A 9,540-nucleotide genomic window follows, 5' to 3' on the forward strand; every position below is an offset into this window, starting at 1 on the left:
ATTAATAATAGTAATCTTGATAACAATAACGCGAATTAATATTGGAAAATGGAAATAAAACCAGTTTATAATAGACAGTTCTGTCTAGTTTTTAATTAATCCCAATCATTTTATATAAATGACTTTTATCCAAGAGAATAGACAGACTATTCTAACTGGAAGTGAAGATATAAATGATTTACTTTATGTCCTCAATATAGATATCTCGCCAAAGAGAAATCGACGATATTTTTTCAACTTTCAACAACAGAATAATGCAATATCGGCTTTTAGGCTCTCTAGATGATGACTAATTGTAACCACGAATACTGTTTGTAAATTAATTCCTCAGCGCAAGTAAATTGGCCAAATGTATGATATTCTTTATTTATAGGGAATCTAAATCGCTAAAGCACAAAGGATCTCCAAGCACTTGCGCTCTAGTGAAGAAGCCAAATCCCATAAGTTAACCAATTGTTTGATGAACTGATGGTCTTGCTCCACAAGTCTCTGGAGGATTGTGGAAGTACTTGATCGGTAGCAGTTCCAAAGTTCGGGGGGACTTTGGTTTGCTTGCAGTTCATCAATCACTTTTGGGATAAACCCTTTATTCTCTACAGATAATTTTCCTTAAATGCTTAGAAATAATCGAAGTGTTGGCTAATGAAAGAATAGGATAAGCAATCGATAACATCCCTAAATCATTAATGAAAAATTAGATCCCCGACTTCTTTGAGAAGTCGGGGATCTGGACACCGCCAATTTTCACAAATCACATAAAATTTCTATAGATTAAACACTCTGATCTTTACAATGAATCAAAGGATAGTTAAGAGTGTTTTCTAATTTATACTTTTTGTTATATTCACATTGTTACCTCAAAAAGATAGTCAAGATTCAGATTCTAATAATTGTGAATTTAAGAATATTTTTGTCATTATTATTTATCAAGCATTGAAAAATTAAACATTATTCAAGGATGCGATCTAAATGACTAAAGCAAAAACAACCCGTAAATCTGTTCGCGATCGCATCCTAAGTACAGCATCAGGTTTGTTCTATCGAGAGGGAATTCGCAATGTCGGTATTGACAGAATAATTGCGGAATCTGGCGTTGCAAAAATGTCGCTCTACAATCATTTCAAGTCAAAAGATGCATTGATTGAAGCGTGGCTGCGACAACAGGATATAGAATGGTGTGAATGGCTTCAAACCACGATTGAGCAACAAGCTTCTAACCCATCCCAACAATTACTGGCAATATTTGATGCCCTGCGAGAATGGTTTGAGGGCCCAGATTTTCGAGGTTGTGCATTCATTAATGCTTCAGTGGAACTAGCCAATGCTGACCATCCTGGACATCGAGTAGCATTAGAGCATCAACAATCGATCTACCACTACATTAAGAGCCTAGCTCAAGCCGCAGAAGTTTCATCACCGGAACAGTTAGCCAGACAACTGCTTCTGTTGGTGCAAGGTGCGATCGTGGTGGCGATGATGGAAGGAAGTTGGTCAACCGCTTCACAGGCGAAAAAAGTAGCGGCAACACTAATCCAGACTGTATCCAAATCTGGCGTTACTGAAACAGTGCTGAGTAAAAAAGTCTATGATACGATTTAATGTAAAAAATCACACTGCAACTAAGTTCGGAGCAGTCAGCGATGAGAATTCATTACTTACAACATCCTGTTTGTGCTTCAGCTTACAATAGGGATTTTGATTTAGTGTGGGATCGCCCAACCCATGAGCGGAATTGATCGAGATATCACTCCAGATCCCCGACCAAGCCTAATTGATCGCCATTTGTCTAACACCCCTCAAGTCCAACGACTGCTGCACAGAGAAGGCAGAGCGCACATATTTAATGATCGTGAAACCCTAGAACGAGTCACACAAGCTATTATTGCAGGGGGAGAGCGAACTGGAATAGATGATGAAGAGGACGATTACGAACGATATGGACTCTACTTTTCAGAGCCTATCGGTTACATAATTAAAGCAGATGGGAGCCAAATCCCACTTTACTACGGTGAGATCAAAATCGTGAAGACGACAGGTGAATATCATGCAATCCCACGCACCAGCCCTCGCAGAACAAGCTAAAACCTGGAAGTTTCTAGAACTCTGGGTTGATCCAGTTCTTTTTCCACCTAAGATTCTCATGTTAATTGGCGATCGAGATGGCACTTGTCGTATTTTTAACCCTGCATCTGACTACAAACTTATAGTTACTCACTCTAACTATCAAGCCGCCCAAGAATGGCTTCTTGAAGATGAATATGAACGAGTCAAGGGACAACTTTTGGCTGAAGAAGTTCTCTAATTATAGGCTTCAACTCTTGCAGAAACGCTGCATAACATTTGGTTGACAAAATAGGGAGTATCCCAAATGTGTAAAAACATATTGCGAAATTGCTGTTTGTATAGGAGCTGCCGCACTTCTACAGCGATACTCCTGAAGGAGTCGCTACGCTAACGCGCTGGAGTGTGGTTTTGCCAATCAGAGCCATTTTTTCTAAACAAAATGTGCATCTTGAGGATTGAATGCCAGCTTAATTATTTCATGGAGATGTCTATTGCCAAATATATGATTCTGAGGCACTCTGGCAATTAAAGTTTGTTCTTCCACCTTCACCCAAATACTACAAATCCCAATACCATTTAAAACCCGTTCTACTACCCCTTCAATAATTACTGACGAAGGTTTATGCAATATTGAAGAACTGGCATCGAAAATATTGAAACTATCGCCAGATAAACAACATGAAGTAATTGGCTTGGTGATTTCCCCAGGATATAAAAACTCTATGCCGTTTGCAAGTTTGATAAGACTTCCACGGTTACTCTGTTCTACCCGACAGGGAATAATATTATCTATGCCTACCAATCTTGCAAGCTGCTCGTTAGCTGGTCGGCGGATGATGGTTTCCAAGTTATCATCTTGGATAATACAGCCGTCAAATAAAGCGATCGCTCGATCGGCAAAATGCAGTATATCTGTAAAGTTATGACTGACTAATATGACTGCCGATCCCCTCGCTTGCGCCCATTGTCTAATTTTGTCGATCATCTGGGGACGTATTCCCACATCTAAAGAGGCAGAAGGCTCATCCAAAAGCAGCAATTCGGAATCAGCAACTAAACCGCAGGCAATACAAACCCGTTTCGCTTCACCACCAGACAGAGAACGAGCTGACTGATTTGCTAAGTATTCACAGCCAAAAGTTGTCAGTGCAGTATGTACCCTTTGCTTAATCTTGTGTGTTGGTGTGCCGCGAAACTTTAATACCTTGGCAACATTATTAAAAACAGTGTCATCCAGTAGTAAGGTTTCCTGAAAGACCAAAGCCGAACGACGACGCAACAATGTTTTATTAGCATTGCGGACATCCTCTCCAAATAATTGCATCTCACCACGGTAAGGTTGCAAGAGATTGATTGTTCTTAACAGAGTGCTTTTACCAGCGCCATTGGGGCCAAGCACAGCAACCAGTTCCCCAGGACGGACTGTAAAATTTTCAATTGACAGGATATTTTTACGTGTTTTGCTATCGACGCTAACCTGCCGCATATTCAGGACATATTCGTTAGTACTCATAGAATTTTCTTGTCATGCTGTAGGATAGTCAGCAATACGATCACGGTGTAGGTGATGATCAGAAGAATGTATGCGATCGCCATTGCAACATCGTAATTTCCTTTCCCTACCTCCGTAACGATCGCTGTAGTCAGGACTCTAGTCTGCCCCTTAATATTGCCGCCCACCATCATGGATGCACCAACTTCCGAGATGACGCGACCAAAACCAGCCATGATTGCAGCCATTAACCCTAACCGTGCTTCCTTGATTAGCAACCAGTTGGCTTGCCACTGTGTCGCCCCCATTGATAACAATCGCCAGCGTAGCTTCGGATTAATACTGATAATTGCCGCAAAACTGAAGCCAGCAACAATTGGAAAAGCAATGATGGTTTGGGCGACGATCATAGCTATGGGTGTATAAATTAAATCCAGATTTCCCAATGGCCCAGATCGCCACAAAAACATACTGACGAATAAACCGACTACGACGGGTGGTAATCCCATACCGAAGTTAATTAAACTAGTCAGAGTCTGCTTGCCGACGAAATCCACTAATGCTAGCCACAGTCCTAATGGTAGTCCCAGTAAAACGCTAATGGCTGTAGCTGTTCCAGATACGAACAATGTCATCGTCATGACTTGGAAAACGTCGCGATCGCCACTAGTTAATAGCTCAAAAGCTTTGAAAGCTCCTTCGATGATTGTATTCACCTAAAAACCTCGCGGGAGTGTGGAAGCCGCGCACCTTTAGGTCGCGCAGGAAACAAGACTCAGCTATTTTTAAATAGCCATCACTTGTGATATAAATTATCGTATGGAACAAGTACTGACAATAGTTTGCAAGCTTAACCCCACTCATGAACAAGCTGCCCAAATAGAGGCAACTTTGAAGGCGTTTGCGGATGCTTGCAACTATGCCAATCAGCAAGTTAAACCTCAAATAACAAGCAAGACAACCATTCAAAACATGGTCTATCAAGACTTGCGTTCGTTGTTTGGGTTGTCTGCTAATTTGGCTGTTAGGGCTTGTGCCAGAGTAGGGGCCAACCGCAAAACAGCAAAGCAGCAAAGTAAACCAGTCAAAGACTTTAAGCCTACTAGCGCCGACTACGACGCTAGGATTTTTGCGTTTAGAGAGAAAGACTGGAGTGTTAGCCTGACTTTGCTGGATAGTAGGGAGCATATCAAGATTGATGTCGGCAATTACCAAAGAGGAAAGCTCAAAGGTAAAAAGCCAACATCGGCGCAGTTGTGTAAACATCGGGATTGTTCCTACTATATTCATATTCAAGTCAAAGATGAGGTTCCTGAACCACTCAAACCCACCAACGTTATTGGTGTAGATTTTGGGCGCAGGGATATCGCTGTAACTAGCAATGGGGATAAATGGGACGGAAAACAAGTAACTGATATTCGGGATAGATATAGCAGAACTAGAGCTTCTCTCCAACAAAAAGCTACGAAAGGCACAAGGTCTACTCGCCGCAGGGCAAAACAGATTTTGCAACGGCTGTCGGGGCGTGAGAGAAGATTTCAGCAATGGCTTAACCATCAAATCAGCTACCAAATTATTCAGCAAGCGAAATCCACCAAAGCAATTGTTGCTATTGAAAACCTGACAGGGATTAGAGAGCGCACCAATCAGCAACCTAGAAACAAGGTTGAGCGCAGACACTCTAATTCTTGGTCGTTTTATCAATTGCGGTACTTCCTTGAGTACAAGGGCATTAAGGAAGGAGTGGAAGTAGTTGCAGTGCCACCAGCCTACACTAGCCAAACCTGCCACCAGTGCTTGTACATTGGGTTGAGATCTGATAAGCGTTTCAAGTGTGGTAACTGTTCTTGGCATGGTGACGCTGATTTGAATGGTGCAAAAATGATTTCTCTTTTGGGGCAGTCTGTAAGCCTGCCTGGAGGTTCGGGTTATTTGTGCTGTGAACTCAGTACCGATAGCTCAGGGCTACTGAAAGCCCGATGTCTTTAGACCGGGGTAAGCTTACAAATGCAAATCTCTTAAAAAATTGGGAAATAATACTCAAATATGCAGTAAAGCAACTCTTAACGATCTGATACTCAAGTTTCTTTAAAAGCCATAATCTTTCTCCGTTTTACCGGCATCAACATAAAATAGCGGTTGTTTGAACTCTTTTTTCCCGTGGGCTGCAATCAGTGTTTGTCCTTCAGGAGATAAGACAAAATTAATAAACGCTTTAGCTCCTGCACTATTGACTCTGGGGTACTTCTTAGAATTTACCTCCATCACATGGTAAAGATTTAACAGTTTCTTATCTCCTTGCACCAGTACAGGCAAAGACAGATTTTTCTGCTGAAATATATACGTTGCCCGATCTGCTAAGGTATATCCTAGTTTTTGATTAGCAACTTGCAAAGTTTCCGCCATTCCTGAACCTGTTTGCTGATACCAAGTTCCAGATGGTGTGACGTTTGCCTGTTTCCATAAATCTTTTTCTAGTTTGTTAGTACCTGAGTCATCACCCCGCGATACAAACAATGCTTGATTTTTGGCAATGAGACTGAACGCTTCCACAGCATTCTTTTTCCCTCGAATCTTTGCCTTATCTGCATCTGGCCCGACAATCACAAAGTCATTGTGCATTACCAAGTGGCGATTAATCACCGCACCACCCTCCAAAACTTTGCGTTCGGCTTTCGGTGAATTGACGAATAGCGCGTCAACCTCACCTTTTTCAGCTAGAGCCAAAGCCTGTCCGGTGCCGACTGCAACCTTTTTGAGCCTATATCCTGTTTTCTTTTCAATCGCCGGAACTAAATCATCTAGCAGCCCACTATCCTCAATACTGGTTGTCATCGCCACAATGACATTTTTACTTCCTGAAGACTGTCCAAAAGTTGGCTCTTGGTTGAATATACTACCAAAGCTGATGCAAAGAATCGCCACGAAAATTACCAAATACCCATGACGCAAAGCCCGATGATTGATCATTGCACTCTCCTAGCAATCTGTACGCCAATATTCTTTACTATGGCAAGCAAAGCTTACATTGAGGAGTATAGGCAAGATTGATTAGGAAAGCAACTATATTTATGTTGTTTTCCAGACAATTTTGATGATGAGAATAATTCCTGACAAGATACTGACATCTTAGTTTTTACCCAGCATGGCATTTGTTTAGAAGAACTTGACAGAAGTCCTGGTATAGCTTTAGACCGCTTTGTTTCAGTCGTTGTGACGTAGTTTAGAGATATTTGGTGGAATGCGATCGCAGTTGATCAAAGACTGCGATCGCAACAGGTTCGTGTGTCCACGATGGATTTAAGAATAGCAACGGTCGGCATCCAGGCAGCCCTAGATATTAAAGGAGGCTATTCTCCTGGCATCAGTAAGCGGTAAAGGAAGTTTTTACTTACTTGGTTTTGTCTAGCCATTTCTAGAAGTAGTATATCTCCATTTTTGAGGAGGACAAAAAAGCATTGAGCATCGAGGTAATCATCGTTGCGTAATCCTTCATCAGCTACCTTTGTTTCCTCTATCTCTTCATAGTTCAAGTAATGCTCTTTGTCCTCAACATCTACTACATTAAATACGATCGGCATTGGCTTTTAATGTACAAGAGTACATTGTCGATCATAAATCCTATAGTTGCTTTAAGTCTGTTGGTTTAGTTGCAAAATATAACCCTCCTGGGATGTTCTGGGAGGGTTCTCAATTAGGCAACTTGGAAATAATTTAGAGTCTTTTTTAGCTAGCATACTTGCGATCGCCTGAAAAAGTGCTGATGTGTGACTGAGCTAAACTAAACGTATATCATCTCAAAATAAGCTATATGGCTCTGGGCGAAATTTTACCAACCGTCAGTCAACTATCTCATGAAGATAAACTTCGACTAATCCACTTTCTCCTGCTTGCAGTTGCGAAAGAAGAAGGATATAGCTTAGAAGATACTGAAGAGAGTGATTCAACGAAAGCACTTCTAAATCAACTGGGATCAACTCAAGGAGTTGTCTGGTCTCCTCAAGCAACTCCTGAAGCAATTCAAGCATTGTCAGACCTGCTAGTGGCAACACAGGGAGCTACAATAGACGGTAAACCTTGAAGTTGCAAAGCAAGCGATGAGTACTACGGATAATTCGCCGATTGAGGATATGTCGCCAGCAGATTTAGTAGCTGTGACAGAGTTACAGCGCCAGCTTAATGACTTACTCAAGCAACTATCGCCAGAGCGATTACAGGTGCTTGCTGATTTTGCGGCTTATTTAGCAAATGCTGAAAGCGAAGCTGCAACCCAAGAACTTTTGGTAATTCCTGGATTGCTAGAACGAGTTAAGCACTCATCAGCAACCCCTAAAATCCTTTACAAACCCTGGAGAAACCTTCGCTCTGATGTATGAAGTTGTTCTCCATCCCGATGCCCAAAAGGTTTATATCAATGCTGATAAAGCCCTAGCAAAGAAAATTGCTCGATGCTTGCAGCAGCTAGAGCAAACTCCCCAGTCCCACCCTAATATCAAAGTCCTTAAGGGAGATTATGTAGGGTACTATCGCTACCGAATCGGGGACTATAGGGTGATTTATTCCATAGACGATGAAGTGGTGCAGGTATTTGTTATAGCGATCGCCCATCGCAGTGAGGTGTATGAACCGTGAGGTTATCTGCGACACGTTAGGCGGAAGGTGTTGTGTAAGTCCTAATAGCTATTTTCCACACAAAAGCTCAGACCACAAAGTATCATTGCCAGCTATAAATAAGGATAAACAAAACAATCCAGATTACATCAACAAAGTGCCAAAAAATAGAAGTGGCATTTACACCAAAAGGGCTATCCATTACCCGGATCTTTCTTAACATTTGCGAGAGCGATGTCTGACAACAAGCCCCTTTGCGTCTACGCTCACCAAATAGCAAAGCCTTAAACCTAGGTTGTCAATTCTCAATAGAAGTGGGTTTTTATCGAGAACATCAAGGGCTTATTTGTCAAGTCCGTCATAAATTTGAATCCTTATGACCCTTGCAAAATAAAGGTTTCAAGATGGTTGATAATTTTGTGGGTAATGGATAGGCTTGCGGGGAGGGGTTCATTGATTGTGGTAATCGTAACTAATTAACCGGACTTAATATTACCCGTCCTGATTGATGGTATGTTGCCCATCAATCAAGAGTGGGTAATTTATTATTGGGAGTCTCTAAATAGCAACCCTCTAGTCTCCGTAATGGGGGCTGACTACTTTACCTTGAAATACACGGTAAAGATAGACATTGTAGAACAATATAATCGGGACGAAAAACCCGATAAAAGCAATCATGAAGGTTTGGGCGCTAAGGGAAGAGGAAGCCTGATAAATTGTGACTTGGAAGGGAATGATGTAAGGAAACACCACAAAAGCCAAGGACAAAATAGTGATTAAGAAAACCACAATTGTCCAAATAAAAGGCATCTTTTCTTCACGGCGATTGATACTATTCATTAGTAGTGCCATTGCACCAGTTGCCACAAAGGGAATCGCTTCAAAAATCAATATCTCTGGTTGATGGAATATCTTAGTACGGATTGGTTCATAGAACATTGGTGCCGCAATTGTCAATGCCAACGCACCAACAAATGTGGTAATAGTGCTAAATTTTGCAGTGATGTAGTGATATCGTTTTAACTCACCTTCTGTCTTAGTAATTAGGTAAGTAGAACCGATTAAAACATAGCCCTGCACTACAGTTAATGCCACTAATATTGATGGTAAATTCCACCAATCCCAAGTACCACCAATAAAGTTTCCCGCCTCATCAACTTTAATGCCGGCAATCACGCCACCTAAAATTAATCCTTGAGACAAAGCGACTAGCAAACTACCACCACCAAAACCCCAGTTCCAATAGGTTTTGTTGATAGAATGTTCACGGAATTCAAAAGACATCTCCGAAAACCATTAAAACCTTTGTATGACTCGGTTGTAGGATATAAATGCAATCATCATAAGCTAGCTAGGATCTACGATAAAATAAG

Annotated in this window: 12 protein-coding genes and 1 pseudogene; 7 read left to right on the forward strand and 6 right to left on the reverse strand. The window is 41.4% G+C overall.

Annotated elements, in window-relative coordinates:
* The first annotated feature begins 969 nt into the window (after window positions 1-969).
* The 3 genes from V7L07_RS12715 to V7L07_RS12725 all read left to right on the forward strand — a co-directional run bounded on the left by V7L07_RS12715 (window position 970) and on the right by V7L07_RS12725 (window position 2,302).
* Window positions 970-1,599 (forward strand): TetR/AcrR family transcriptional regulator, encoded by a 630-nt coding sequence (locus V7L07_RS12715; RefSeq protein ID WP_335058262.1) that lies wholly within the window; start codon window positions 970-972, stop codon window positions 1,597-1,599.
* Between the two features lie 123 nt (window positions 1,600-1,722).
* A complete protein-coding gene (locus V7L07_RS12720; protein WP_335058264.1) occupies window positions 1,723-2,082 on the forward strand; it encodes a DUF6972 family protein in 360 nt (119 codons plus the stop codon).
* On the forward strand, window positions 2,045-2,302 hold the full coding sequence (locus tag V7L07_RS12725; protein WP_335058266.1) for a hypothetical protein: 258 nt from the start codon (window positions 2,045-2,047) through the stop codon (window positions 2,300-2,302). The genes V7L07_RS12720 and V7L07_RS12725 overlap by 38 nt, the downstream gene beginning before the upstream one ends.
* Before the next feature lie 192 nt (window positions 2,303-2,494).
* Here V7L07_RS12725 and V7L07_RS12730 read toward each other — a convergent pair whose 3' ends face one another.
* Entirely contained in the window at window positions 2,495-3,577 is a 1,083-nt protein-coding gene (locus V7L07_RS12730; RefSeq protein ID WP_335058268.1) for an energy-coupling factor ABC transporter ATP-binding protein, read from the reverse strand.
* Entirely contained in the window at window positions 3,574-4,272 is a 699-nt protein-coding gene (locus V7L07_RS12735) for an ABC transporter permease (protein ID WP_335058270.1), read from the reverse strand. The genes V7L07_RS12730 and V7L07_RS12735 overlap by 4 nt, the downstream gene beginning before the upstream one ends.
* A 103-nt stretch (window positions 4,273-4,375) precedes the next feature.
* Here V7L07_RS12735 and V7L07_RS12740 point away from each other — a divergent pair, with 103 nt between their 5' ends.
* A complete protein-coding gene (locus V7L07_RS12740; protein WP_335058272.1) occupies window positions 4,376-5,545 on the forward strand; it encodes an RNA-guided endonuclease InsQ/TnpB family protein in 1,170 nt (389 codons plus the stop codon).
* Between the two features lie 99 nt (window positions 5,546-5,644).
* Here V7L07_RS12740 and V7L07_RS12745 read toward each other — a convergent pair whose 3' ends face one another.
* Together V7L07_RS12745 and V7L07_RS12750 are read right to left on the reverse strand one after the other, a co-directional pair.
* Window positions 5,645-6,526, reverse strand: coding sequence for a substrate-binding domain-containing protein (locus V7L07_RS12745; RefSeq protein WP_335058274.1), 882 nt, complete (start codon window positions 6,524-6,526; stop codon window positions 5,645-5,647).
* A gap of 380 nt (window positions 6,527-6,906) precedes the next feature.
* Entirely contained in the window at window positions 6,907-7,137 is a 231-nt protein-coding gene (locus tag V7L07_RS12750) for a hypothetical protein (RefSeq protein WP_179069589.1), read from the reverse strand.
* 230 nt (window positions 7,138-7,367) lie between these two features.
* On the opposite strand from V7L07_RS12750, the gene V7L07_RS12755 reads away from it, so the two are divergent.
* From V7L07_RS12755 to V7L07_RS12765, 3 genes are read left to right on the forward strand one after another with little or no spacing between them, the layout of a single operon-like run.
* A complete protein-coding gene (locus tag V7L07_RS12755) occupies window positions 7,368-7,637 on the forward strand; it encodes a hypothetical protein (protein ID WP_335058276.1) in 270 nt (89 codons plus the stop codon).
* A gap of 16 nt (window positions 7,638-7,653) precedes the next feature.
* Entirely contained in the window at window positions 7,654-7,932 is a 279-nt protein-coding gene (locus tag V7L07_RS12760) for a hypothetical protein (RefSeq protein ID WP_335058278.1), read from the forward strand.
* Window positions 7,925-8,188 (forward strand): type II toxin-antitoxin system RelE family toxin, encoded by a 264-nt coding sequence (locus tag V7L07_RS12765; RefSeq protein WP_335058280.1) that lies wholly within the window; start codon window positions 7,925-7,927, stop codon window positions 8,186-8,188. Before V7L07_RS12760 ends, V7L07_RS12765 begins: the two co-directional genes overlap by 8 nt.
* 82 nt (window positions 8,189-8,270) lie before the next feature.
* Here V7L07_RS12765 and V7L07_RS12770 read toward each other — a convergent pair.
* Both V7L07_RS12770 and V7L07_RS12775 read right to left on the reverse strand, forming a co-directional pair.
* A pseudogene (locus tag V7L07_RS12770) lies at window positions 8,271-8,357 on the reverse strand (cytochrome c oxidase subunit 3); the annotation flags it as partial.
* Window positions 8,358-8,740: 383 nt separating this feature from the next.
* The gene (locus tag V7L07_RS12775) at window positions 8,741-9,451 is read right to left on the reverse strand and encodes a cytochrome d ubiquinol oxidase subunit II (RefSeq protein ID WP_335058282.1); all 711 of its coding nucleotides are present in this window, start codon (window positions 9,449-9,451) and stop codon (window positions 8,741-8,743) included.
* Window positions 9,452-9,540 lie beyond the last annotated feature (89 nt).

The sequence above is a fragment of the Nostoc sp. genome (assembly GCF_036916985.1).
Classification (GTDB): Bacteria; Cyanobacteriota; Cyanobacteriia; order Cyanobacteriales; family Nostocaceae; genus Nostoc.

Excerpts from the sequence above, each read along its gene's own strand:
- V7L07_RS12740 (WP_335058272.1), top strand. The coding sequence starts at position 4,376 with ATGGAACAAGTACTGACAATAGTTTGCAAGCTTAACCCCACTCATGAA.
- V7L07_RS12755 (WP_335058276.1), top strand. The coding sequence starts at position 7,368 with ATGGCTCTGGGCGAAATTTTACCAACCGTCAGTCAACTATCTCATGAA.
- V7L07_RS12730 (WP_335058268.1), bottom strand. The coding sequence starts at position 3,577 with ATGAGTACTAACGAATATGTCCTGAATATGCGGCAGGTTAGCGTCGAT.
- V7L07_RS12720 (WP_335058264.1), top strand. The coding sequence starts at position 1,723 with ATGAGCGGAATTGATCGAGATATCACTCCAGATCCCCGACCAAGCCTA.
- V7L07_RS12765 (WP_335058280.1), top strand. The coding sequence starts at position 7,925 with ATGTATGAAGTTGTTCTCCATCCCGATGCCCAAAAGGTTTATATCAAT.
- V7L07_RS12775 (WP_335058282.1), bottom strand. The coding sequence starts at position 9,451 with ATGTCTTTTGAATTCCGTGAACATTCTATCAACAAAACCTATTGGAAC.
- V7L07_RS12725 (WP_335058266.1), top strand. The coding sequence starts at position 2,045 with ATGCAATCCCACGCACCAGCCCTCGCAGAACAAGCTAAAACCTGGAAG.
- V7L07_RS12750 (WP_179069589.1), bottom strand. The coding sequence starts at position 7,137 with ATGCCGATCGTATTTAATGTAGTAGATGTTGAGGACAAAGAGCATTAC.
- V7L07_RS12745 (WP_335058274.1), bottom strand. The coding sequence starts at position 6,526 with ATGATCAATCATCGGGCTTTGCGTCATGGGTATTTGGTAATTTTCGTG.
- V7L07_RS12715 (WP_335058262.1), top strand. The coding sequence starts at position 970 with ATGACTAAAGCAAAAACAACCCGTAAATCTGTTCGCGATCGCATCCTA.
- V7L07_RS12760 (WP_335058278.1), top strand. The coding sequence starts at position 7,654 with ATGAGTACTACGGATAATTCGCCGATTGAGGATATGTCGCCAGCAGAT.